Raw genomic sequence first — 24639 nt, 5'->3', positions numbered from 1 at the left:
CTTCCCGGATCGGGATTACACCTTCAAGTCGCCCCAATCGGACTTCTTGATGGGCACGCGCAGCGAGACCTCGAAGGCTCGGGTGATCTTGTCCCGAGCCTCGCTGAAGGCAATCACGCCGTCGTGGAAGAGGAGCGATCCGGTGTAGAAGGGATGACCTTCTGCATCGTACCGGTCACGCATCATCTTGCGGAAAGCGGCCATTTCTTCCTCGTTCACCGTGCCGCCCTTGTCGACGATGTTCTTGCGGCGAACCGTCTCGACGATGAAGCCTGCCGTCTCGCCGGACATGACGGTCGTGCGGCCTCGCATGTTCGTGAAGGCGAAGCGGGGCTTGAAGGCCCGGCCGCACATGCCGTAGTTGGCGGCGCCGTGGTCGGGACCGATGACGTAGGTGACCTTCGGGGTGTCGAGGCATGTGCAGGCCCGGACCATATCGGAGCCGTACTTGCCGATGCCGCCCCACTCCTCGGCCTTGCCGACCATGTAGCCGGGGGACCCCTGGAGGAAGAGGACGGGAAGCTTCGAGTTCCCGCAGCGGATCATCCACTCCGTCGCCTTCCGGGCCGCGTCGATGTAAATGACGCCGCTGGCGTTGGAGGCGATGACGCCGACGGGGATGCCCTTCATCCACATCTTGCCAGCGATGATGGAATCACCGCGGCCGGGACCATAGGTGGGCTTGTACTCATAGAAGTAGCTGTCGTCGGCGAGGCACTTGATCGTCTCTTTGATGTTGATATACTGGTACGTGTCCGTCGGGGTGCCGCGCATCATCTCCTTGAAATCGAATTTCGGCTCCCGGGTTTCCCGCCGGTCGATGTAGAGCTTCGAGGTCGGCTCGAACTCCATCATGGCCCGGAGCTTCGCGATCCCCTCTTCCTGGGTCCGGACGAAATGGTCGCAGCCGCCGGAATGCTGGGTGTGAACATAGGCACCGCCCAGGTCTTCCATGGAAACCGTCTCGCCAATGGCCGACTTGACCATGGGGGGGCCCGCCAGGAAGGCATAGGCCATCTTCTCGATCATGATGGATTCGCTGGCCAGGTAGACGATGTAGGCGCCACCCGCCGTGTTGCCACCGGTGGAGAGGGTGTACTGCCGGATCCCCTTGGCGGACATGCGGCACATGTTGTAGAACATGCTGCCGAAGTGTCCATCGTCGGCGAAACAGCCCACCTGGAGAGGCAGGTTGATGCCGCCCGAATCGGTCAGGTAGACACAGGGCAGCTCGCACTGCTCGGCGATTGCCTGGGCCCGCATGTGCTTCTTCAGGGTGATGGGGAAATAGGTGCCTGCGGCATAGCGGTTCTCGTTGGCAAAGATCATGCAGTCCTTTCCCATGACCGTGCCGATGCCCGTGACGACACCGCCGCCGGGAATGTGGCTGCGCTTTTCCGACTCGTAGATCTCCCCGCCGTAGAGGCGCTTCTTGCCGATGTCGTACCCGGCGTCGAGCCCCAGCTCGAAGAAATCCGTTCCGGGATCGATCAACAGCTTGATGAGATCGCGCATGGGTTTTTTGTTCTGCTTCGCGAGCCTCGCGACCTGATCGGCGCCGCCGATGTCGTAGGCCTCTTCCCGGTGCTTGAACAGGATCTCGTCCTCCGCAAGCCAGTGCTGCAGATTCTTCTCCCTCTCGGCCTCGAGTCTCTCGGCCCTTGTCAATTTTTTCTTCTCTTCTGCCATGTTACCCTCCTCTCACGTGGTGAAAAAAATAGACGCATTACAGGCGGTGCTACCGAAAAGACTTTCCCCGGTGGTCCCGATCCTCCAAAACCCGGACGGAAACGTCACCTCTTGTCCAAGGCTTGGATTCCACTGAATAATCAACGGATGGATGCGGTTCTCCGGAGAGATCCATCGAATTACCGTCACGGACAGCGGAAGAACAACGGTGTCCCTGTATCCGATTTGCCATGAAATTTCAACCCATTAATTCGAACCGGCAACAGATTTTTTCATTTAGTGAATACAATTACTTATGCATGATGCTCCAGCAAGCATGCCGGGCCTTCCCTGGGGAATTCTGCAAGGACAAAATTTGATTTCATTCGGAGTACATGGACTCAATGAGATCGGCAAATTGCGCGTTGATGGCCTTTCGCTTGACCTTCATGGTGGGCGTCACCTCTCCGTCCTCGGTATAGAGCTTCTTGTCCAGGATTCTGAACTTCCGGATGTTTTCGACGCGGGCGACCTGGGCGTTCACCTGGTCAATCTCCCGCTGGACCAGGGCAACGACTTCATCCGTCCTGGTCAGGGATGCAAAAGTTGTATATTGAATCTTCTGATCCTGGGCATACTTGACCACGTTGTCCTCGTCGATGACGATCAGGGCCGTGATGTAGTTGCGCCGGTCGCCGATGACCACGGCATCGTTGATGTAGGGAGAAAACTTCAGGAGGTTCTCGATGTACTGCGGGGCGATGTTCTTTCCTCCCGCTGTGATGATCAGATCCTTCTTGCGGTCGGTGATCCGGAGATAGCCCTCGTCGTCGATTGTCCCGACATCCCCCGTGTGGAGCCACCCATCCCGCAGGGCCTCCCGCGTGTTGTCGTCGTCCCGCCAATAGCCCAGGAAGATGCCCGGGTGGCGCACCAGGATCTCGCCGTCCTCCGAAAGCCGCACCTCCGTTTCCGGGAGCGCCCTTCCCACCGTACCCAGTTTGAAGTGGTGCTCGTCGGACATGTGGGTGATCCCCGTGGTCTCCGTCATGCCATATCCTTCCCGGATGGGGATTCCGATCCCCTGGAAGTATTTGAGAATATTGTGTGAGATGGGGGCGGCTCCGGAAAAACCGAGCCTGACGCGGTCAAAACCCAGCCGCTCCTTCAGCTTTCGGAATACTGCGAAATAGGCCGCTCCATAGGCCAGCCGCATCAGGAAGGACGGGCTCCGTCCCGCCAGATGCTCCTCGTTGTACCGCGAGCCGATCCGGACAGCGGCCCCGTAGGCGGCCCGCTTCAGGGGGGTCGCATCGGCCATCTTCAGGACGATGCCCGAGTAGTATTTCTCCCAGATGCGGGGTACCGCATGGAAGAGGGTCGGCGACACCTCCTGCATGTCCGCCATGACCGTATCGGTGTTCTCCGTGAAATTGACCGTGTGCCCCACGGTCAGATGAACCATCAGGTCGAAGATCTGCTCGTAGACATGGTTGAGCGGAAGGAAGGAAATGGTCTCGTCGTCCCTCCCGGCCCGGCAGATCTCGCCGGCCTTCCTCCCGACCCACAGATATCCTTCATGGGAGAGCATGGCCCCCTTCGGAGGGCCCGTCGTGCCGGATGTGTAGATGATCCCCGCGACGTCCCCGCCGCTCCCTTCCCCGGCAAGCCGGCCGTAAAGGTCCGGCTGCTCCGTGTCCAGGCGCTCCCCCTCCCGGAGCAGGTCGTCGAAGCTCATCAGCATGGGATCCTGAAAATGACGGAGCCCCTCCATGTTCCACACCACGAGTTTCCGGAGTTGCGGGGTCCGCTGCCGGAAGGCCAGGGCCTTGTCGAGTTGTTCCTCGTCTTCGCAGATGTAGACGACGGACTCCGAGTGGGCCACTACGTACTCGCACTCGGCGGTAGGATTGGTCGTATAGATCCCCACAAAGGTCCCGCCCGCGGCGAGCGTCCCCAGGGCGCTGTACAGCCACTCCGGCCGGTTCTCGCCGATGATTGCCACCCGGTCTCCCCGACCGATGCCGAGGGAGCAGAGCCCCAGGGCCGTCCGCTTCACGTGCCGAAGATACTCGGCCCAGGAAATGTCGCGCCAGATCCCCAGGTCCTTGCGGCGCATCGCCGTCCGCTCCGGCTGCTTCGAGGCGATGGATGCCAGGGCCTTGGGGAGGGTATTGACGATGCCTTCCGCTTTCCCGGTCATCGGAACCTCACCTTCCGCCGGTAACGCTTGAAGCCCTTCACCGACGCCTCCCGGTTTACGCCGAGATAGAACTCCTTGACGTCCTCATCCTCCCGGAGGATCTCGGGCCGGTCCGCCCGGACGATGCGCCCGTTTTCCATCAGGTAGGCGAACTGCGAAACCTTCAGGGCCATGTGGACGTTCTGCTCCACCAGCAGGATCGTCACTCCCTCCCGCACGTTGATGTCCCGGATGATTTGAAAGATCTCCCTTGTCAGGAGCGGTGACAGCCCCAGGGACGGCTCGTCCAGCATGAGAAGCTTCGGCCGGCTCATGAGGGCTCGCCCGATGGCCAGCATCTGCTGCTCTCCACCGCTCAGGTATCCTGCCTGCTGTTCCCTCCGCTCCCGGAGCACCGGGAAATGCTCAAGGATCCGATCCATGTCCTCCCGGACCGCCGAACCGTCTCGCCGCGTGTAGGCCCCCATGAGGATGTTTTCCCGCACCGTCAGCTCCGGAAACACCTCCCGTCCCTCGGGGACGTAGCTGATCCCCATCCGGACGATCTCGTCGGTTTTCTTCCGGTCGATGCGCACCCCCCGGAACTCGACGGTTCCCTTCTCGGGCTGCTCCTTTCTCTGGTCGTAGAGAAGCCGCATGATCGTCTTGAGAGTCGTCGACTTTCCCGCGCCGTTGGATCCCAGGAGCGCAACGATCCGCCCCTCCGGAACCTCGAAGGAGATCCCGTGAAGCGCCCGGATCAGGTCGTACCAGGTCTCCACGTTGGAGAGTCTAAGCATCGGCCTCCCCCAGATACGCCCGGATCACCTCCGGGTGGCTCTGCACCTCCTGCGGGGTCCCCTCGATGATGACCTGCCCCTGATTGACGGCCAGGATCCGGTCGGAGATCCCCATGATCATGTTCATGTCGTGCTCGATCAGGAGGATCGTCACCCCGTAGTCCTCCCGGATGTCCCGGATCCAGAGGTTCAGATCCTCCTTCTCCTCCGTGTTCATGCCCGCCGAGGGCTCGTCCAGCAGAAGCAGCCGCGGTTCGAGGGCCAGGGCCCTTCCCAGCTCGACGAGCTTCCGCTTGCCGTAGGGAAGGCTTGCCACCGGCAGGTTCCGGACGGACTGCAGGTCCAGGAAATCGATGATCCGCTCGACCACCTCCCGGTTGCGGATCTCCTCCCGGGCCGCCCGGGATCGCCGTCCCCAGAGAAAGGCCCCGGAGAAGACCCCCGTCTTCATGTGGATGTGCCTTCCCAGGAGGAGGTTGTCCATCACGCTCGCGTTGGAGAAGAGCTCGATGTTCTGGAAAGTCCGGGCGACACCCCGGCGGGCGACGCGGTCGGGCGACAGCCCCGTCAGGCTCTCGCCCTCCAGGAACACCCCTCCCCCGTCGGGCCGGTAGATGCCGCTGATCAGGTTGAAGATGGTGGTCTTCCCCGAACCGTTGGGCCCGATGATCGAAAAGATCCGGTTCTTCTCGACCCGGAAGCTCACATCGTGAACCGCCTTCAGACCCCCGAAGGAGATGGACAGGTTATCCACGCGGAAGTGGTCCATGCTCATGCTCCCGCCGCCGGCAGCTCCGCCGGCCGGACCGTGAATGCGGGGAAGGCCGCAGCCTTCCCCGTCATCGGGATTACTTCTTTTTCCACCGGGCCAGATCGTTGGCGGTCCATCCCTGCAGGACCTTCAGGGCGCCCTTGGGGCCGCACTGCCAGACCTGGATGGAATCGCTCCCCTGGTGCTGGGTCTTCGTCCAGGTGATCGTCGGGCCGACTCCCTTGAAATTCTTTGTCGAATTGAGAGCCCTGAGGAACGCCTCCGTGCTGAGGTTCTTGCCGGTCCGCTTCAGGGCGTCCACGACAGGCTCAGCAAAGACGATCCCCCCGAGATAGAAAAGGGCCCATCGCTCTTTCGGATCCAGTCTCCGGGCCGCCTCGCGGTACTTCGTCATCAGGGGCTGGGCCGAATCGACAGGCTCGGTAAAGGCGCCGGTGATGACTCCTTCCCACAGGCCACCGGAAATCTTGTGCATCAGTGCATAGTCCGACAGGGTGGAGGATGCCACCCACTGGGGCTTGAAGCCGACGGCAGCGGCCGTCTTGAGGGCGATGACCGCCGAGGTCGGGTTCACCTGGAGATAAACCGCCTCGGCCCCGGCATTCTTGAACTTCATGATCTGGGACGCCAGGTCCTTCTCGCCCGCCTCGACAGGAACCTCGGCCACGGCGGCGATTTTCAGATGGGCCAGGCGCTGCTTCACGCCGTTCAGGCCGTTCTTCCCGTAGGGATCGTTCTGGTAGAGGACACCGATCTTCCGGATCTTCAGCTTCTCCACCACGTATTTGGTCAGGATGCTCGCCTCGTCGTCGTAAAGGGGCATCAGGGCGAAAATGTAAGGGTTCACCGGCATCACGTATTCCTTAATGCTCGTCGCCGGCGAGACCCAGACGACCTTGTTCGCCGCCAGGTAGTCCTTGACCGCCAGCCCGCTCGCCCCGGAGGTGCCTCCGACAAAGGCGAAGATTCCCTCCCTCTCGACCACATCCTTGACCACGGCGACGGTCTGGGCCGGGTTGTACTGGTCGTCGCGGATGAAGTACTTGATCTTCCGGCCGTGAATCCCCCCCTCTTCGTTGACCAGATTGAACAGCAGCCGACTCCCCCGGGCCACGTTTCCCCAGGGGGCCGCGGGTCCCGTCTGGGGCCCCCACTGGGCGATGCGGATCTCCTTGTCGTTGAAGCCCGGCTTGGCCGCCAGGCCGGGGGCCGACACCAGGAGCACCGCGCAGGCCGCTATCCCAAGAACCATCCAGAAACGCTTCGAACCCATGATTCCCTCCTTTCCATGAAGAGTTCGAAAAACCCTGTCGCCCCTGCGGCGCTCCCTCGAGGCCGAGCCTGAAGACGTCATGCAGGACCGTCCCGGACGACTACCCCTTGTACCACCTCCCTCCCTCCCGGATGAACGCGAAGCGGTAATTCACGTCCGTCCGGGTCTCCGTATCGGTAAAGAAAAGCACCAGGTCCACCTCCACCTCGGCAAACCGCTCGACCTTCGGGAACCGGGCCGGGTCGTGATTCGGCCGAACGCCGGCCACCCGAAGAATCCTGAAGCGCTCGATGCGGACCGGGGACCGGACGGCCTCCTCCCGATACGACAAGTAATCATGGGTTTCGCGGTACACCGAAGAAGGCGCCAGGGACGCCCACACGGCATCGAAGTCCCGCCGGACCTCCGCTTCCAGGTACGCCCGGGCCGCCTGCTCGACGGCGGCAATCTCACCGGTCGATGCATCTTCCGGAGCAGCGGCGGTCCCCCAGAGCACCATCACCAGAATCAGCAGGCCCCCGAGGACCACCGGTCTGCCTTGTGGTCCGCCCGGTCGCCGCATTCGCTTACGATCCGACCTCACCTTATACCTTCTTCACGAAATGCCTGGCAAAGAGACCGCTGGGGCGGATGCACAGGACGAGCACGATGATGACGAAGGCAACGATAGGCTTCCACTGGGGCCACATGTACCCGAAGAGGTTCTCGATCAGCCCGAGGATCTCTCCCCCCAGGAGCACGCCGGGAATGCTGGTCAGCCCCCCCAGGACCGCGGCGGCAAAGGCCCGGAGGAAGGGCTCCATCATGAAGGCCGGGTCCAGGGTGGCACGGGCCGCGAAGAACATCGCCGCGACGGTCCCGATGATGGAGCTGAGCCCCCAGGAAAAGGCGAAGACCCGCTCGGTCCGGATGCCCATGATCTTGGCGGCGTTCTGGTTCTGCTGGGTCGCCCGCATGGCGATGCCGAGCTTCGTGAAGCGGAAGAAGACGTACAGGAGGCCCGCGATCGTCCCGGCCGTCAGGAAGACGGCGATGGCCCAGTCACTGATGATGATGCCCGGAACGGGCTCGTGAATCGACATGTAGGACCACGGCAGCGTGAAGGACTTCTGCTCGGCCCCCCACTTCCAGCTGGCGAGCCCCATGAGCAGCATCTCGGCCCCGAGGGTGATGACGATCAGCCCCAGAATACTCGGATTCTTCGCCGGGCGGAGAAACAGGAACTCCACGGCCGCCCCCAGGAGAGCCGCGAACCCCAGGGTCAGAAGAAAGGCCGCCCAGAACGGAGCGCCGTAATACGTGAGCATGTGGTACGCCACAAACGTGGCGAACATGGCCATTTCGCCCTGGCCGAAGTTGATCACCTCCGAGGTCTTGTAGATGATCACTACGGCTACGGCGAAGAGGCCGTAGCAGGCCCCGATGGCGAGCCCCTCGACAATCAGTTGTCCGATCATAGGCACCTCAGAACGGCCATGTTCTCCAGTATTTCTTGACGCGGATCCACACCCCGAACATCCCCAGGGGCTCGAAGAGGACAATGGCGATCATAACGAGACCGAGGATGATGCTGTTGAAATTCTCCAGGCCGACGACGGTGAACCAGCGGTCCGACAGGTCCAGCAGGAGCGGGCCCGCCAGCGGCATTTCCCGGATGTTCTTCAGGAGGTCGTACTGCAGCCAGGTGATGAGCGCCGCCCCCACAATGGACCCGAAGGTCGATCCCAGACCTCCCACGACGACCATTACGAGGAACACGATGGAAAGGATCAGGTTGAAGGGCTCGGGATTGAAGAATCCCAGGATGAACCCGAAAAGCCCCCCCGCAATGCCGGCGTAGAAAGCGCTGACGGCGAACGAGAGGGTCTTGTAGATCATCAGGTTGACCCCCATGACCTCGGCAGCGATGTCACTGTCCCGGATGGCGACGAAGGAGCGGCCCACCCGGGTCTTCATGAGGTTGACGGCACCGATCACCATCAGGACGGTAATCGTCAGGATCAGGTAGTACTTCCCCAGATCGGTCTCCAGGACGAAGCTCCAGCCGAGCTGTGGAATTCCGAGATCCAGGGGCGGCGCCTGGAGTCCCGTCCGTCCGCCGAAGACCTCCGCATGCCCGATGATGTGCGTGATGGTTAGACCGAACCCGAGCGTGGCAATGGACAGGTAGGGTCCTTCCAGGCGCAGCGCCGGGAGACCCACCAGGAAGCCGAAGGCGGCGGCGATGAAGGCCGCCGCCAGGAGTGCGGGGAAGAAGGGGATTTCCAGCCTGGCCATGAGCAGGGTTGTCGCATAGGCGCCGATGGCGAAGAAGCCCGCGTGCCCCAGGGAGATCTGCCCCGTGTAGCCGGCGAGGATGTTCAGCCCCACGGCCAGGATCACGTGGACCATGATCAGGTTCAGGAGATAGAAGCGGTATCCCGGCAGATACAGGGGCAAGGTATAGAGGAAGGCCAGAAGAAGGAGGGACCAGAAGAGGATCACGCCGCTCCCGAAGAGCCGGATATCCTCGTAGTAGTCTCGCTTCATGTCCATCGAAGAGCCTCCGGGAAAGGCCGCTGGCACACAGGTTGATGGGTCAGGTTCCAGTTCCGGAAGGGGCGGGAAGGTGAAGAACGGCGCCGGGCCGTCCGTCGCCCCGATGGAAACCATGGTTAACAGACAGGTCCGGGGACTGTCAAGGGAAACCGCCCCGCTCCCGGTGTTCCCCGGCCTCACCCTCCCGCGGAGGCCCTTCGGGAGCGTTGGCCCGCATTCCCGCGGACGCCGCCGGCTGGAAACCATCATTGTCAGCCCGGGGCGGATATGTTAGGGTTCCCCCGGAGCCGGGAACTGCAGAAATACAAGCCAACCCGGCCGTTTTGGGGGAAATCCATTCCATGACCGATACAGGCGGACGAGGGGCCGGCGCGCATTCGACGCCCGACCGGAACGGCATCGAGGAGCTCCTTGACCTGATCCGGACCCTGCGCTCCCCCGACGGATGTCCCTGGGACCGGGCTCAGGGAAAGAAGGACCTCGGCCGCTATCTCCTGAACGAGGCCTACGAAGTCCTGGACACCCTGGCCGGAGAAGAGCCGGCGACGCTCCGGGAGGAGCTGGGTGATCTGCTGTTCCAGATCCTCTTCCTGGTCGTTCTCTCCGAAGAGGACGGCTCTTTCCGGCTGGCCGACGTGACGGCGGAGATCCGGGAAAAGATGATCCGGCGCCACCCCCATGTCTTCGGGGACGTCACCGTCCAGGACGCTGCGGAGGTGAAGGCCAACTGGGACGAGATCAAGAGGGGTGAGAAGGCGGCCAACGGCGAGCCCGGAGGGATCCTCGACGGAATCCCCCGCTCCATGCCGGCCCTCCGGAAGGCCCAGGAGACGGGGCGTCGGGCCGCCCGGGTCGGCTTCGACTGGACCGATACCGCCGGCGTGCTGGACAAGGTCCGTGAGGAGACGAAGGAACTGGAGGAGGCTCTTGCCGACGGCTCCCCGGACCGTGTGAGCGAGGAGATCGGCGACCTCCTGTTCTCGGTGGTGAACCTGGCCCGCCACGCCTCCATCGAAGCGGAAGAGGCACTGGAGGCAGCCACCGCGAAGTTCAGGGACCGTTTCCGGTTCATCGAACGGGAGCTGGGCCGCCGGGGAGCATCTCCGGCCTCGGCGTCCATGGAGGAAATGGACCGTCTGTGGGAGGAATCCAAAGACCGTTGAACCCCGCCGGGCCGGTCTGAAAAGAAGACGGGCGGCGACAGCTCGGCGCAGGAGACGCTCCTCCTGTGCCTGACCCCGGGGAGGCATCGTCATGAAGGTTATCTTTCACAAGGATTTTCATCAGTCCTATGTTGCAGACCCCGCGGCCGCCACGGGCCGCGTGGAGGCCGTCCTGAAGGCGATCCGGGGCAAAGCGGAGCTTGTCGAAGCCGTCCCGGCTTCCCCGGAGGACATCGCCGCCGTTCACACCCCGTCCCACATTGAGGAAGTGCGCCGCGAGCGCCTCTACAACATTGCCGCCCTGGCCGCCGGCGGCGCCGTCCAGGCGGCCATGACCGGCTTGACGGAGCCCTGCTTTGCCCTGATCCGGCCGCCCGGTCACCATGCGTCCGCCGGGAGCGCCTGGGGCTTCTGCTACTTCAACAACATGGCCATCGCCATGGAGAAGCTCAAGCGCGAGGGGCTCATCGAAAAGGCCCACATTTTGGACTTCGATCTCCACTTTGGCGATGGGACGGTGAACATCCTGGGCGGCCGTGGCTTCGTGACGATCCACAACCCGTCCGCGGCGGAGCGGACAAAGTATCTCCGGGAAGTCGAAGAGAAGCTCTTCGCTGAGAAAGTGGACCTCATCGGCGTCTCCGCCGGGTTCGACAACCATCTCGAAGACTGGGGCGGGCTGCTGGCCACGGAAGACTACCGGAAGATGGGGAAGATAGTCCGCCGGGCGGCCCGGGAGCACGGGGGCGGCTGTTTCGGAATCCTCGAGGGCGGATACAACCACGGTGTGCTGGGGCAGAACGTCCTGGCCTTCATCGAGGGAATGGAGGAGGGCTGACGCCGGACCGGACTGCCGATACCGCAAGTGCATCAGGCTCCCGGCAATTGAAACCATGTCCAGCAGACACAGGGGCATTTTCTACAATTTCGTCATCTTCGCATTTTTTCTGGCCTCCCGGATCATGCGCCAGAGGCCGCACCTGAAAGGGAAGGAAAACCTCCGGGAGATCCCGACTCCGACCCTGATCACCGTCACCCACGACAGTTACTACGAGATCCCTTCCCTCTCCCGGGTGTACTACGCCCTGCATCCCAAACCCGACTTCCTGATCATGGCCAAGAACGATTTCCTCGGCGGACGCTACCTCTCCACGAACTTCGCCCAGGGAAACCGATTTCTGCGCACCATCCTCCTGCTCCTGGACCGGACGGGACTGCCCCTGGCCGTTTTCCGGACGATGCAGCTCACATCCATCGAGCGGCCCTTCATCGAACACCTCGACATGAAGCGGCAGGCCCTGCACCAGGCCATTGACGAGCAGGTCGGGAAGTTCCGGGAGGCCGCCGCCCGTGGACTGTCCACGCTGATCTTCCCGGAGGGAACGACCTGGGGGTTCGGGGGACTCAAGAAGATCCGGAGCGCCGCCTTCCAGGTGGTGGAGGGCGCCTTCGAGAGCGCCCGGGAGAAGGTTTATATCCTGCCGATCAACGTGAAGGTGGACCGGCTCGTCCGGGGCTCCAAGGACGTGTTCATCCGGGTGGGCCGGCCCTTCTTCGCCAGGAAGCCGAAGGAGGAATTCAACCTCCTCCTCTTCGACACCCTCCAGCATCTCCACACGATCACCTTCAGCCAGATCGCGGCCTACTACCTGAAACGCCTGGCGGAGATCCAGGACGGCGCCGCCGAGACGGTCACCGTGGAGAAAGAGCGATTCCTGGCGGCGCTGGAGGAGATCGTCCGGGACATCCACGAACGGGTCAGGGCACACGTCCTGCCTCATCTCGATCCGGACCTGCTGGACCATCGCCGGCTATTGGAAAAGGTGCGCCGCTTCCTGAAGTACTGCTCCCAAAACCGCTACCTGCTGGAGATTCGCCGGCAGGGGGGAAAAGAGATCCTGGTGCTGAACCGCCGGAGGGTCCTGGAAGACTACCCCGTCAGGGACTACCGGAAGCGCAATCCCGTGGGCTTCCATGCCAATGAATTGAAGTCCCTGGGTGAGGACGTCGTCCGCGCCATCTACGACCGCTGCCTCTCTGGAACCGGCCAGCCGCCGCCCGCCGTCCCTCATCCCGTCCGCATCCGCTGAACCCATCCGGAGGCTCACCCAGTCCTCCTCCCGGTACCGGACTACTGGCGCGTCATCCGCCGCCAGTAACGGGTCCCGTCGAAGCTGCCCTCGAAGGCCTGGCATTCTGAGCCCGGCAGCCACGTCCATTCAAAGCGCCCCTCCGCGGGGATGCCCGTCACCTGCCTCCAGGTCCCCCGGAGAACGCGACCCGTCACAACGGCGTCCGTGATCACCGCCGTCACCTGTTTCTGCTGGGCCCGGTGATAGTAAGCGTATCCTCCCTCCACCCGGCCGTCCATTTCTCTCAGCTTGATGTCCATGGCATAGCCGCTGATGTCGGTGCCCCGGAATCGGCCCGTCCAGCAGCCCGTCGCCGCGGGAGGGGTCGCGGCCGACGATCCGGCCGACTGGAATTCGATCCGGAGGATGGTGCCGGTGTCGATGCTCTGCGTCCTGCCGTCCTGAAACGTGATGATCATCTGATCTGCCGCCAGGGCCGCCCCCGTGCAGAAAACCACCCATGCCGCTACGACCAGCCACACTCTCTTCATGCGATCCTCCTTGTCCTTACCGTGATGGAATACCAGATTGCTTCCGGGACCGGACCCGGGGAGCCCTCGCCCCCCCGTTTCGACCCGGCCGCCCGGATATGGTCACTTTTTTCGGAACAGCACGTCGTCCAGGCCCGTGTTCCAGGTCCAGCCGGAGTAGGTGATCGCCACGGATCCCTCGGCAGGCATGTTCTCCAGGCGGGCCATGCCCCGTGAGACGGGGCTGTCCTGGCTGTGGAAGGGGTTGTCCGGCGTACGAACGCCCCGCTCCGGGAAGGTCAGGTGGACATCCACCCGCTGCGGCAGCCAGAGTCCTTCGCCTCCCTGCCGGACATGGGCATAGCGGATCCGCGCCCGGGCTTTCCCCCCCTGGATGGAGAGACTCTCCACCTGAAGGATCCGCTTCGGACTCCCGCCGATCCAGACCCGGTACGATCGGACCTTCCCCTTCTCCGCCAGGGGCTCCACGCGGAAGACATCCGCCGGAGCGCCTTCTACCGCTTCCCCCCCCAGCCAGGTGATGCGGTTTTTCTCCGGCCGGAAACGGGCCGGGTCGAAGAGAGCGGCCTCACGGGGCAGGGGGGCGAAGTTCTTCGTCTCCAGGTGGAAGCGGTCGGGACGCTTGAAGTATACCGTGCCGGCAAAGTCGGGGACCCGGAAATCGGGGATCCGGACCTTCGCCTGGATCCGCACCGAATAATCCCGGATGCTTTCGTAGGGGCGGAGCACCTCCGTCAGGGTCAGGACCGGATCCGGCCCGGCGGCCCCGGCAGGCGGCGATACCGCCGCTCCTGTCCCCAAAAGGGCCGCCAGCAGGATCGCACAGACGAGGCGGATCAGAGCGGATCGGCGGTTTCTCATGACAGGATGTCCTTGCGGTTAAACCAGGCGAGGGCCACAAAGAAAAAGAGTGCCGTGAAGCCCAGGAGGATCCAGATGTTCCTCACGATCTCATCCCAGGGAACGGGATCGGCGAAGACCTTCTGCCAGGTGTCGAAGTAGTTCACGAAAAGCCAGGGCCGGATGGCCTGGAACAGATCGAAGGGGAGCGTGATGACGATGAGGCTGATGATGATGACCGCCATGGTGGCCACGATGGGGCCGATGGAATTGTCCGTGAAGGCGGAAAAGAGGAAACACAGGGCGGACACGACGCACATGCTGAGGATGGCGAGCCCCCAGGCCAGAAGGAAATGAAAAGGCAGGACCGCCTCCGGAAGGACCGTGATCCCCCGCTTCACCACCAGGAGGTCCCCTCCGCCGAAAACGGCCAGGGAAAGCCCCAGGGTCAGGACGCCGATGAACAGGACCATCAGCGCCGTATACAGGAGGGTGACCAGGAACTTCGCGGTGATGATCCGGGTCCGCGACACGGCACGGGTCAGGAGGAACCGGAAGGTGCCGGCGTTCCCCTCTCCGGCGATCTGGTCTCCCGCCACCAGGGTCAGGACGATGGGTACATGGACCCACAAGGCGCCCAGGAAGAAAAATCCGAAGAACCAGCCGTTGAGGACGTTTCCGCCGATGATGAAGTCCTGCTCCAGGGGGGCCAGGAGGTTCCGCTCGAAGGCCCTCTGGCCGCCCATGCGGAGGCCGGCGACGACCAGGGGAACAAGGATGCCAAAGGCCAGGAACCCGATGTAAGTCCGGAGTTTCGTGAATGTCTTGACCGCTTCGAACCAGACCAGACGTCCCACGGCTCAGTCCCCCACCAGGCTCAGGAAATACGTCTCCAGGGAGCGCTCCGGAATCAGGGCCTGGACCTGAAAGCCCGCCTGGACCAGCTCGCGGTTCAGCTCCGGGACCCGCCGGAGGTCCATCTTCAGGGTAAATCCATCGCCCCGCCGCTCCGGTGACGGATAGCCGCCCCGGGACTCGATCCAGCGGGCAGCTTCATCCAGCTGGTCCGTGCGCACGGTCACCACCGCCTCGCCCTCTCCCAGCAGCTCCCGGACGGCGCCTTCAACCCGGAGAAGCCCCTGGTGGATGACGGCCATGCGCGTGGCCGTCATCTCCACCTCGTGGAGGAGATGGGAGGAAAGAAAGACCGTCATCCCCCGCTCCCGGGCCAGTTCCAGGATCAGGTCACGGACGTCCTTCACGCCCTGCGGATCCAGCCCCGTCGTGGGCTCATCCAGGATGATCAGCTCGGGCTCGGACAGCAGGGCCAGGGCCAGCCCGAGGCGCTGGTTCATGCCGTGTGAGAAGGTCTTCACCCGGTCATCCGCCCGGTCCAGCAGGCCTACCCGCTCCAGCCCCTCGATGATGCGGGCCCGGGGTGCGCGCCGCCTCATACCTCCCAGGATCTCGAGGTTCCGGTAAGCCGACAGGTGGCCGTAGAAGGCGGGCTTCTCGACAATGGCACCCACCCGATCGAGGACCCGGTGGCCGTCTCGCCGAAGCGAACGGCCGAACAGCTCCACGTCTCCCTCCGTCGGAAAGACGAGGCGGAGGATCATCCGGATGGCCGTGCTCTTACCGGCCCCGTTAGGCCCCAGGAAACCGAAAACGTCGCCCCGGCGGACCTCGATGCTCAGGCCGTTCACGGCCAGGCGGTTCCCGTAGCGCTTGGTCAGGTTGATGGTTCGAAGGACAAGATCGGACAAAGGCTCTCCATCAGCGGGGATCACCCGGTAAGGGCATGGTATTTCTTGACTTCTAACGGATTTCCCGGATAATTGCAACATCACCGGCCAATCCGGAATCCAAAGTACGGAAATCCCAGGGAGGGACATGTCATGGGAAAGGTATCCATCGGCACCAATGTCTACGTGTACCCGAATCCCGTCACCCTGCTGGGGACGATGGTGGAGGGAAAAATCAATTTCATGCCGCTCGGCTGGGTGTCCAGGGTGAATGCGGATCCCCCCTGGATCGGCATCGGCGTCAACCGGGGACACCACTCGTCAAAAGGAATTCATGAAAACGGAACCTTCAGCGTGAACTTCCCGTCCGCCGACATGATGGAGGAGACGGATTACTGCGGCCTCGTGTCGGGGAGCAAGGCCGACAAATCGGGCCTCTTCAAGTGCTTCTACGGACCCCTGAAGACCGCCCCTCTGATCGAAGCCTGCCCGCTCTGCCTGGAGTGCAGGCTGGTCCAGAGCGTGGACCTGCCGACCAACGACTGGTTCATCGGTGAGATCGTCTCGGCCTGGATCGAGGACGCCTGCCTGACCGACGGGAAACCGGACATCCGCAAGATGAACCCGCTGCTCCTGACGATGCCGGACAACCGTTACTGGACCGTTGGCTCCGAGGCGGGCAGGGCCTGGGGCGCCGGCGCGGACCTGTTGAAACGCCGGAAAGGGGAATCCTAACCATCCGGCACGCATCCATGACCAAGGAGGCAATCATGCTGAAGGAATTCAAAGAATTCGCGATGCGCGGCAACGTGGTGGACATGGCGGTGGGCATCATCATCGGGGCGGCCTTCGGGACGATCGTGAAATCCCTGGTGGACGACGTCATCATGCCCCCCATCGGAATGATCCTGGGCAACGTGGACTTTTCAAACCTCTACGTGGTCCTGAAGGAAGGCGCCGTAGCGGGACCATACGCGGCGCTCGCGGACGCGAAAAAGGCCGGCGCGGTGACGCTCAACTACGGTCTTTTCATCAACACCATTATCAGCTTCCTCATCGTCGCATTCTCGGTGTTCCTTGTCATAAGGGGTATGAACCGGCTGAAGCGGGAGGCACCGGCGGAGGCGACCGTCAAGGAGTGCCCGAAGTGCTTCACCGAAATCCCCGTCAAGGCGGTCCGCTGTCCCCACTGCACATCGGACCTGTAAGCCTTTGAGCATCGGGGAAGACGGGACCGATTTGGAACAATCGACAAAAACGCACGGGGTTGTTCGCCGATAACCGGCTTCGATGACAACGTGGGGTGAACCACCCGGTGAACCCGTTACCCTGGCAGGGAGGGAGGCCTGCGCCGTGCCGGAAGCATTCCTGAAAAACCTGGGACCGTGGCTGATGGGACTGCCCTTTTCCCTGACGGTCTGCGACGAAAAGGGAACGATCCTCTACATGAACGACCGGGCGGACCGTTCCTTCGAATCGCAGGGGGGGAAGACGCTGGTGGGCTCGAACCTCCTGGACTGCCATCCCGAACCGGCAAAAACAAGGCTGGGGGAAATCATGGAAAAACAGGAGCGGAATGCCTACACCGTTGAAAAAAAGGGGACCCGAAGATTGATCTTCCAGTCCCCCTGGTACCGCGACGGCGTTTACGCCGGTTTCTTCGAGCTGATCCTGCCGCTCCCGGAGAACCTGCCCCACTTCATCCGGAAGGGATAACGGGCCGGTTCGCCCCGATGATCAGCGCGTCTCCACGAATTGTCCCGCCTTCACCCGCCGTATGCTCTGCGGGTCCCCCTCGATGGCCGCCCAGGCCTTGTCCTGTTGAATCTGGTCGGTAATCCGCAGGACGACCGGCAGCCGGGACTGGTCGCAGGTCTTCTGGCCGCTCATGGGGTCTTCCACTTCCGAGAACGCGTAGACGGACAACTGCAGGTTTTCCTTTACACCTGCCTTGCTTCCCAGGCTGACGAGGGCGATACGCCGGCTTCCGTCGGGGCTGGTTTTGGTCTGGATGACGTAGCCGCGGGCGGAAAAATTCCTGGAAAGAGCCGGCCGCAGGTCCTCCAGATTCTTCGTTCCCGCCTTCTTGACTCCGCCGACGACCTCGGCAAAGCCGGGATACGGGATCTTACCCAGGCCTTCCTTTCCGGAGAACCTCTTGGAGAAGATCACCTCCCCGCTCTCCACGTCCAGGACCCGGACCAGGACCTCCGCCTCCACACTCCAGCCTTCCGCGGCCTCGGCGACCGCCGCCACGGCATGCCCCGCCAGGGCCGCCCAGAGGGCGTCGTCTCCCTTGCGCTGATCCGCCGCCCGCCGGCCCACGTCGCGGCCTCCCCTCTGGATGGCCTGGGTGCTCCGATACGAGAGGGCGATGTTGTTGAAAGAGCCGGTGACAATATACTTGGCCCCGGCCAGTTTTCCGAGTTGCACAGCCGTGGACTGGTCCACCATGCCCGACTGCTGGAGCTTCATCTCGTCGAACACCTTGGCCAGCTCCTTCCGCGTGTAGACGCGCATCCCGGGGATTCCCCGGATCTGGTCCAGCACGGAGTCCTCCAGGGACTCGCTCAGCTTCGAGTTCATCTCCTGCCGGGTCATCCGGGTGTCCTGCTGGAACCGCCGGCGCTCGTCGGTTCCCCAGACGACGCCGGCCCCGCGCCGCGTCGCCCTGCCGGCGGCGGCCCCCCGGACCTGGCGGTCCGATGTCCCCTCCACGTGGACCTGAACCTCTTTGGCATAGTCGAAGGTGGTGTTGTTCGAGAAGGGGGCGATGGCCACCCGTGTCGAGGCCGTGTCGTACAGGGACCGGCAGCAATCTGGCACCATCTCCCTGGATCCCTGGTCGGGAAGAAACGAGGCGGAATCGATCTGGACCGCCGCCCCAGTCGCGACGCAGCCTGCCAGAAGAACGGCCAGGAACAGCACGTTTCCCAGTCTGCCGTACATCCGACTCCCTTTCATCGGCGGTAGTTGAAGGTCAGCGAATAGGGCGTGAAGTTCACGAGGGCGAAGTCCCCCTTCTGCCGAAGGCTGTTGGCCAGGTACAGGGGATTCTCCGGGTAGCTGACGGTGAACTCGCCCATCTCGTTCTCCTCGACGCCGGTCACCCATACGGTGTTCTGAAGAGCCCCCTTCACTTCGATGTTCGTGTCCAGGTCCTTGACGCCGTTGACCTTCACGCGCACTTTCCGGACGCTTCCCCGGATGAACTTGTGCGCCGTGTCAAGCACCTTCGGAGACAGTTTCTCCACCAGGTCTTCCATGCCGCGGGCGGCGGCGTCCTCGACGTTGTTCGCCAGGCCCCGTCCGGAGACGGCGTCGGCCGTCAGGATCTCCATGTTCCCCGTCCGGTTGTTCTTCGCCAGCATCCGGTAGGTCAGGCGCACCGTCACGTTGTTGAAGGGCATGGACAGGCCGTAGCCGATGTCCTCACCCTTCTTCGTCGAGATCGTGTAATCGATCTTTCCGACGACGACGACATTGGACAGATATTTGTAGAGCATGCTCCGGACGGCCATGGTGCTTCCGCTCTTCGCCATTCTCTCGATGGCCACGGCATCCGAGGGAACAGAAGGCGCCGCGTCGATGACCTTGAAGTTCTGCTCCGTCAGCTTGCCGATGAGCTTCTCGGAGAGAATATTCGTCTCCTCGAACTCGTCCCCGCCCCTGGCGGAGGGCTTCCGGGCAGGGATAAACAGGGCGATGCCGTTGTTCAGGGCCAGCTCGGAGGAGATGGCCTCCTGGGCCTTGGCCGGTTCGATGCAGGCGTTGATGGTGACCGTCAGGGTCTCCCCCTGGCGGTTCTGTCCGAGAACCCTGAAGCTCTTGACGGAGCCGCCGACCTTCGTCTTCATGACGTCTTCCACCAGGGTGAAGTTGGACACGAAGCTCGACGCCTTGACGTCAACCCCGACGGTTTTCTCAATGGCGGCCCATTTGGCGCGGGCGATCGCCTCCAGCCGGGCCGAGGGCTGGTCGTTGTTCACGACGACCGCTTCCCCGTCGGCAGAGACGCATTTCTGCTGGGCGGCGGCATCGGTATGCATCCCCGCGAACACCATAAGAATCCAGAAACCAATCATCCACCAACGAACACAGCGCATACCTGCATCCTCCTCTCTCAAACGAACCGGATCAACCCTGCGGGTGGAGCTGCTGTTGCAGTTTCATGCGGTTCTTGATCACCGCGGACACCCGGTTCAGGGCCGCCGTAATGTCGTCATCGGGCTTGCCGAGCAGCTTGTCGGCCTGGCGGTACAGGGACAGGGCGGCATCGGCGTCGCCTCGGCTCTCCGCGCAGACACCCAGATTGTACAACAGGGCCGGCGATGTGGGGGCCTGGATCCGCGCCGCTCCCCAGATCTCGCAGGCCGCGTCCAGCCGGCCCCGGCCGGCGTACTCGACCCCCCTCTTGAGGGCATCCTTGGGCTCCGCGGTGGCGATTCCATCGGTCATGTCCATGAGCGCGATCTCCACGGTCACATAGAAGGGAGCCACATCCTTGCGGAACTGAGCCCTCGCCGTGCCCTTCACCTGTTCCAGGAGTTCGTCCCCGCCCTTGGGCTGCGCTCCATCGGAGCAGCCGGACGAGCTGGTCGAGCCGCCCAGGTTCCGGGAATAGAGGACGCGACCCGTCGATACGTCAATCAGCTTGGGCGTGACGGCGAACGTCACGTCCCGCTTCAGGCAATTTACGTTGTAGTTACGGTACTTCAGGCACTTGGGCACATCGAAAAAGCCCGCGTCCTTCTTTTTCGCCTCCCGCTCGATGCACTCCCGGCGCTGCTCCCGGTATCGCTGTTCTTTCACGTCCGATGCCGTCACCGTCCCTGTATAGATCCCCTGCGCCCCTACCATGCGCCCCAGTTTGGCGGCGGTGTTCGGATCCACCAGCCCGCTCTGGGAAAACTTCTGCTCGCTGATGATCCGGTTGAGGGACTGGCGGTCCACCAGGGAGAAATAGGGCCGGTCGTCGATGTTGATGCTGGCCAGGACCCCTTCGATCTCGGCGGCGAAGCCGGTGCCGTCGGGACCGCCGAACGGAACGACGGCCACCGCCTTGGTCAGCGACGCCTGGTGATACGCTGCGGGCTGCAGCATGTTCACCCGGACCTTGGTGGCGCATCCCGACAGGGCAAGACAGATGAAAAAGGCCGGGACAAAAACGGGAAGGAGCCTGAAAACACGTTGGCGGACAGACGGATGAATGCTGGTATTGGTCATGGTTTTCCCCCTTGGACAGGATGGGAATTTCCCACAACGGAAAGGGAGAATCAAGGGGATTCTTGGATCCCCGGACAGCAGGGGCAGATTCCGGGAATCAGGGCGAGGTCCGGAGCATGTCCTCCACGGTCCGGACGATATTCCCGGCCGTCAGTCCATACTCCTCGAAAAGATCGTCCGCCCTGCCGGACGAGCAGAACTGGTCCCTCACCCCGACGCGCCGGACCGGTGCCGGCCTGCTCTCGCAGAGAACCTCGCAGACGGCGCTTCCCAGGCCGCCGATGATGGAATGCTCCTCGGCGGTGACGATGCCCTTCGTCTCCCGGGCGCAGGCCAGGATCAGTTCCTCGTCGACCGGTTTGAGGGTCGGCATGTTCACGACCCGGGCGGATATTCCCTTCGCCTGGAGAGCATCCGCCGCCTGCAGTGCGGGATGTACCATGTAGCCGCAGGCGATGATCGAGACATCCGAGCCTGGGCGAAGCACATCCCCCCGGCCGAGCCGGAAGGATACGTCGGGTTTGTAGATCACGGGGAATTTCATCCGGGAGGTCCGCACATAGAACGGCCCCGGGGTTTCGGCGACCAGCCGGATGATTGCTCTCGTCTCGTGAGCGTCGGCGGGCACGATGACTCGCATGTTCGGCATGGCCCGCATGAGGGCGAGATCTTCCGTCATCTGGTGGCTCGCCCCGTCTTCTCCGACGGAAACGCCGCCATGGCTGGCCACAATCTTTACGTTGAGCTGCGGGTACGCAATGGCCTGGCGGACCTGCTCCCAGGCACGCCCGGTGGCAAAGACGGCGAAGGTGCTGGCAAAGGCGGTCTTCCCCGCCAAGGCGAGCCCGGCGGCGGTTCCCATCATGTCCTGCTCCGCCACCCCCATGTCGAAGAAACGCTCAGGGTACTCCCGGGCGAAGAGCTTCGTCATGGTGGATCCGGAAAGATCCGCGTCCAGGACAACGATGTTCCGGTTCTCCCGCCCCAGTTCCACCAGGGCCTCGCCGTAGGCTTCCCGTATACCCAGGGTTTCCGTCATGCCGCCCCCAGTTCCTGAAGCGCCCGCGCCAGCTCGTCGTCGGAGGGCGCCACGCCGTGGTATTTTGCCTGATTCTCGAAGATGGAGACCCCCTTGCCCTTCACGGTCCGCGCGATCACCATGGTCGGTACGTCCACGAGGGGTTTTTCCTTTACCGATTCAAGGACCGGGAGCAGGGAACCGAAATCGTGGCCGTCCACGACCCGGACATCCCACCCGAAAGAGCTCCACTTGTCGGCCAGCGGCTCGACCCCTTTCACGTCCTTCACGAACCCGTCGATCTGCAGCCCGTTGTTGTCGACGATCGCCAGCACCTTTCCGAGGCGCCGGTGCGCCGCCGTCATGGCGGCCTCCCAGACCTGCCCCTCCTGTACCTCGCCATCCCCCATGAGCACGTAAACGGAAGACTCGTTTCCGTCGAGGCGCAGCCCCAGGGCGATTCCGTTGGCCACCGAGAGCCCCTGCCCCAGGGAGCCGGAGGTGGCATCCACACCGGGCGTGCAGCGGGCGTTCGGATGCCCCTGCAGGCAACTGTGGACCTTGCGAAGGGTGGCCAGAAGGCCCTCGTCGAAATAACCCGCCATGGCCAGGGCGGTATAAAGCGCCGGCGCGGCGTGTCCCTTGGAAAGGATGAAACGGTCCCGGCCCGGCCATTCCGGATCGTCCGGACGGTGTCTCATGACATGGAAATACAGGGCGGTGATGATGTCCGCCGCGGAAAGGGAACCTCCCGTGTGCCCCGATTTCGCCTCATGGAGCATGCGCAGGATTCGGATGCGCAGGTTGCGCGCCGTGTCTTGAAGGGACTCCAATGGTCTTTCCTCTTTCATCGTGGTCATGGACCCTAACACACCCCCACTGTTTCTTTCAAGGGAGACAGGATTGTAATGTCCCGCCGGGAAATATCCGTCACGTCCGGTATCCCGTGATGCCGGACAGCAAATTCGCCGCCGGGATGAGCGGCGGCCTTCAGGAAGAAAAGTTGACTTGGGAATAAGGAAATTGCTGCTCCAGGAGCCTCCGGATCTCCATCCGCTCGGCCTCGTCCTGTATCGGCTCGACCCGGCTGACCGGCCGCCCGTCCTCTCCGGTCCGGTACTGCCAGCGGAGAAGGTATCCGGGAACCTTCAGGAATCGGCATCCTCCGCTCCCGCAGCACGACCGGTCCAGCATGGCGACCCCGACGGCATAGAGAACTTCCCGCCCCTTGAAGGGCATCCGGCCCTCCCCGGTCAGCGAATAGGAACCGCTGATGAATTGAATAACCTGGTCCAGCTCCAGGTGAACGTGGTCCTCCTCGTGATTCTGTGTCCGGTCCAGGGTCATTTCCGGATCTCCTTTCCTGCCCTTTTTCTGAATATTCCCTCTCCCGCCGTCATGAGGGGCGATTCTATTTTCCGATGCAGAACGTGGAAAAAATCCGCTCCAGGACCTGCTCCGCCGTTGTCTTGCCCACGATGTCACCCATCCGGTCCAGAGCGTCCTGGATATCGCAGGCGGCAACCTCGGGCGAGCACCCCGCCGCGAGGCCCGATACGGCCTGGGAGAGAAAGTACTGGGCGCCCTCCAGGGCGGCCTTGTGGCGGGCGTTCGACAGGAGTCCCTCCAAAGACACGGCACCGCCACCCTGCAGGAGGAAACGGTGAAGGGATTTCATCAACTCCGGAATTCCATCACCCCGTTTCGCCGAAATCCACAGGGGCGCCTGCCCGTCAAACAGCGCCCGCACCTCCTCCGTATCGATGACGGGTGTCAGGTCCGCTTTGTTGATCACGGGAAAGCCCTTCCGGCTGCCCACCTCTCCGGTGATCCGGCGGTCCTCCGCGGTCAGGGCCTCGCTTCCGTCCAGGAGCACGATCACCCGGTCGGCGGCGGAGATCCGTTCCCAGACCCTCCGGATGCCCTCCCGTTCGGCCGGGTCTTCCGTGTCCCGGATCCCGGCCGTATCGGCCAGTTTCACGGGAATCCCCTCCAGAGAGATCCATTCTTCGATGAAGTCCCGGGTCGTTCCCGGCGTGGGGGTCACGATGGCCCGCTCCATCCCCAGGAGCCGGTTGAGGAGGCTGGATTTCCCGACGTTGGAACGCCCGGCGATGACCACGGAGGCTCCGCTCCGGTATAGCCGGCCTTCGTTCCAGGTATCCAGCAGGTCCCCGATCCCGTCCCGGAGGGACATCACCCGCTCCGCCAGCGACTCCGGCGGAACCGGAGCCAGGTCCTCGTCGCTGAAATCGATCTCCACCTCCAGGTGGACCAGGACATCCATCAGTCCGTTCCGGAGGGATTCGATCCGCCGGGACAATTCCCCCTTCAGCTGGGATGCGGCGACTTTCCGGGCCGCTTCGGTCCGGGCGGCGATCATGTCCGCCACCGCCTCCGCCTGGGCCAAGTCCATACGGCCATTCAGGAAAGCCCGCTTCGTGAACTCACCCGGCTCCGCCGGCCGGGCCCCGGCATGTACCGCTTCCGACAGGACGGACCGGAGGATGACGGGCCCCCCGTGGCAGTAAATTTCAACTGCATCTTCGCCGGAGAAGGAATGCGGGCCCTGCATCCAGCAGAGCAGGACCTCGTCGAGGAAATCTCCCGCACCGGAAAACACGCGGCCGTGCAGCATCCGATGGCTGGTCCACTCGATACGGGGGTTCGACGGCTGGAAAAGACGTCTCGCCACGGGCAGGCTGTCCGGTCCGCTGAGCCGTATGATCCCGATCGCACCCACCCCGGGCGGGGTGGCGACGGCGACAATGGTGTCGGTTTCAGACACGGC

At 63.1% G+C, this 24639-nt stretch carries 25 protein-coding genes; 6 read left to right on the top strand and 19 right to left on the bottom strand.

All coding sequences use genetic code 11. The features are described from left to right. Positions 1-15: 15 nt before the first annotated feature. The 8 genes from PLO63_03115 to PLO63_03080 all read right to left on the bottom strand — a co-directional run bounded on the left by PLO63_03115 (position 16) and on the right by PLO63_03080 (position 9230). On the bottom strand, positions 16-1689 hold the full coding sequence (locus PLO63_03115; GenBank protein ID HOI73118.1) for a carboxyl transferase domain-containing protein: 1674 nt from the start codon (positions 1687-1689) through the stop codon (positions 16-18). 361 nt (positions 1690-2050) lie between these two features. Continuing rightward, positions 2051-3871, bottom strand: coding sequence for a long-chain fatty acid--CoA ligase (locus tag PLO63_03110; GenBank protein HOI73117.1), 1821 nt, complete (start codon positions 3869-3871; stop codon positions 2051-2053). Then, a complete protein-coding gene (locus PLO63_03105; GenBank protein ID HOI73116.1) occupies positions 3868-4650 on the bottom strand; it encodes an ABC transporter ATP-binding protein in 783 nt (260 codons plus the stop codon). The genes PLO63_03110 and PLO63_03105 overlap by 4 nt, the downstream gene beginning before the upstream one ends. Then, positions 4643-5419, bottom strand: a complete 777-nt coding sequence (locus PLO63_03100) for an ABC transporter ATP-binding protein (GenBank protein ID HOI73115.1) — start codon at positions 5417-5419, stop codon at positions 4643-4645. The genes PLO63_03105 and PLO63_03100 overlap by 8 nt, the downstream gene beginning before the upstream one ends. A 79-nt stretch (positions 5420-5498) precedes the next feature. Beyond that, positions 5499-6695, bottom strand: coding sequence for an ABC transporter substrate-binding protein (locus PLO63_03095; protein HOI73114.1), 1197 nt, complete (start codon positions 6693-6695; stop codon positions 5499-5501). A gap of 100 nt (positions 6696-6795) precedes the next feature. After that, entirely contained in the window at positions 6796-7224 is a 429-nt protein-coding gene (locus PLO63_03090; GenBank protein ID HOI73113.1) for a hypothetical protein, read from the bottom strand. A gap of 55 nt (positions 7225-7279) precedes the next feature. Further along, positions 7280-8152: a branched-chain amino acid ABC transporter permease gene (locus PLO63_03085; protein HOI73112.1), complete on the bottom strand. Its 873-nt coding sequence runs from the start codon at positions 8150-8152 to the stop codon at positions 7280-7282. 7 nt (positions 8153-8159) lie between these two features. After that, a complete protein-coding gene (locus PLO63_03080) occupies positions 8160-9230 on the bottom strand; it encodes a branched-chain amino acid ABC transporter permease (protein ID HOI73111.1) in 1071 nt (356 codons plus the stop codon). A 344-nt stretch (positions 9231-9574) separates the two neighbouring features. On the opposite strand from PLO63_03080, the gene mazG reads away from it, so the two are divergent. From mazG to PLO63_03065, 3 genes are all read left to right on the top strand, one after another. Then, positions 9575-10396, top strand: a complete 822-nt coding sequence (gene mazG, locus PLO63_03075; protein ID HOI73110.1) for a nucleoside triphosphate pyrophosphohydrolase — start codon at positions 9575-9577, stop codon at positions 10394-10396. A gap of 91 nt (positions 10397-10487) precedes the next feature. After that, positions 10488-11234, top strand: coding sequence for a histone deacetylase family protein (locus PLO63_03070; GenBank protein ID HOI73109.1), 747 nt, complete (start codon positions 10488-10490; stop codon positions 11232-11234). Positions 11235-11289: 55 nt separating this feature from the next. Next, positions 11290-12486, top strand: a complete 1197-nt coding sequence (locus PLO63_03065; protein HOI73108.1) for a 1-acyl-sn-glycerol-3-phosphate acyltransferase — start codon at positions 11290-11292, stop codon at positions 12484-12486. A gap of 41 nt (positions 12487-12527) precedes the next feature. Here the strand turns inward: PLO63_03065 and PLO63_03060 are convergent, their stop codons facing one another. The 4 genes from PLO63_03060 to PLO63_03045 all read right to left on the bottom strand — a co-directional run bounded on the left by PLO63_03060 (position 12528) and on the right by PLO63_03045 (position 15625). Continuing rightward, positions 12528-13019, bottom strand: coding sequence for a hypothetical protein (locus PLO63_03060; GenBank protein ID HOI73107.1), 492 nt, complete (start codon positions 13017-13019; stop codon positions 12528-12530). A 102-nt stretch (positions 13020-13121) separates the two neighbouring features. After that, positions 13122-13880 carry a hypothetical protein gene (locus PLO63_03055; GenBank protein ID HOI73106.1) on the bottom strand — a complete coding sequence of 253 codons (759 nt, stop codon included), beginning with the start codon at positions 13878-13880 and terminating at the stop codon, positions 13122-13124. Next, positions 13877-14716: an ABC transporter permease subunit gene (locus PLO63_03050; protein HOI73105.1), complete on the bottom strand. Its 840-nt coding sequence runs from the start codon at positions 14714-14716 to the stop codon at positions 13877-13879. The genes PLO63_03055 and PLO63_03050 overlap by 4 nt, the downstream gene beginning before the upstream one ends. A gap of 3 nt (positions 14717-14719) precedes the next feature. Beyond that, positions 14720-15625, bottom strand: a complete 906-nt coding sequence (locus tag PLO63_03045) for an ABC transporter ATP-binding protein (GenBank protein HOI73104.1) — start codon at positions 15623-15625, stop codon at positions 14720-14722. Positions 15626-15757: 132 nt separating this feature from the next. Between PLO63_03045 and PLO63_03040 the strand changes: the two genes are divergently transcribed. From PLO63_03040 to PLO63_03030, 3 genes are all read left to right on the top strand, one after another. Beyond that, complete coding sequence (locus PLO63_03040; GenBank protein HOI73103.1) at positions 15758-16339, top strand: flavin reductase family protein; 582 nt, start codon at positions 15758-15760, stop codon at positions 16337-16339. 35 nt (positions 16340-16374) lie between these two features. Then, entirely contained in the window at positions 16375-16812 is a 438-nt protein-coding gene (gene mscL, locus PLO63_03035; GenBank protein ID HOI73102.1) for a large conductance mechanosensitive channel protein MscL, read from the top strand. Positions 16813-16957: 145 nt separating this feature from the next. Then, positions 16958-17320: a PAS domain-containing protein gene (locus PLO63_03030; protein HOI73101.1), complete on the top strand. Its 363-nt coding sequence runs from the start codon at positions 16958-16960 to the stop codon at positions 17318-17320. 21 nt (positions 17321-17341) lie between these two features. Here PLO63_03030 and PLO63_03025 read toward each other — a convergent pair whose 3' ends face one another. The 7 genes from PLO63_03025 to mnmE form a co-directional block, all read right to left on the bottom strand. Continuing rightward, on the bottom strand, positions 17342-18553 hold the full coding sequence (locus PLO63_03025) for a CsgG/HfaB family protein (GenBank protein HOI73100.1): 1212 nt from the start codon (positions 18551-18553) through the stop codon (positions 17342-17344). Between the two features lie 11 nt (positions 18554-18564). Further along, complete coding sequence (locus tag PLO63_03020; GenBank protein HOI73099.1) at positions 18565-19710, bottom strand: hypothetical protein; 1146 nt, start codon at positions 19708-19710, stop codon at positions 18565-18567. A 31-nt stretch (positions 19711-19741) separates the two neighbouring features. Next, positions 19742-20830, bottom strand: a complete 1089-nt coding sequence (locus tag PLO63_03015; GenBank protein ID HOI73098.1) for a CsgG/HfaB family protein — start codon at positions 20828-20830, stop codon at positions 19742-19744. Between the two features lie 97 nt (positions 20831-20927). Then, positions 20928-21869 carry a transketolase family protein gene (locus PLO63_03010; GenBank protein ID HOI73097.1) on the bottom strand — a complete coding sequence of 314 codons (942 nt, stop codon included), beginning with the start codon at positions 21867-21869 and terminating at the stop codon, positions 20928-20930. Then, positions 21866-22708: a transketolase gene (locus PLO63_03005; GenBank protein HOI73096.1), complete on the bottom strand. Its 843-nt coding sequence runs from the start codon at positions 22706-22708 to the stop codon at positions 21866-21868. Before PLO63_03005 ends, PLO63_03010 begins: the two co-directional genes overlap by 4 nt. Before the next feature lie 130 nt (positions 22709-22838). Then, positions 22839-23195: a hypothetical protein gene (locus tag PLO63_03000; protein ID HOI73095.1), complete on the bottom strand. Its 357-nt coding sequence runs from the start codon at positions 23193-23195 to the stop codon at positions 22839-22841. Between the two features lie 64 nt (positions 23196-23259). Then, positions 23260-24636, bottom strand: a complete 1377-nt coding sequence (gene mnmE / locus PLO63_02995) for a tRNA uridine-5-carboxymethylaminomethyl(34) synthesis GTPase MnmE (GenBank protein HOI73094.1) — start codon at positions 24634-24636, stop codon at positions 23260-23262. Between the last annotated feature and the right edge of the window lie 3 nt (positions 24637-24639).

The sequence above is a fragment of the Syntrophales bacterium genome, assembly GCA_035363115.1.
Taxonomy (GTDB): domain Bacteria; phylum Desulfobacterota; class Syntrophia; order Syntrophales; family PHBD01; genus PHBD01.
Note: the sequence above shows the minus strand (reverse complement) of the source record. Positions and strands in the feature narration are given on the sequence as shown.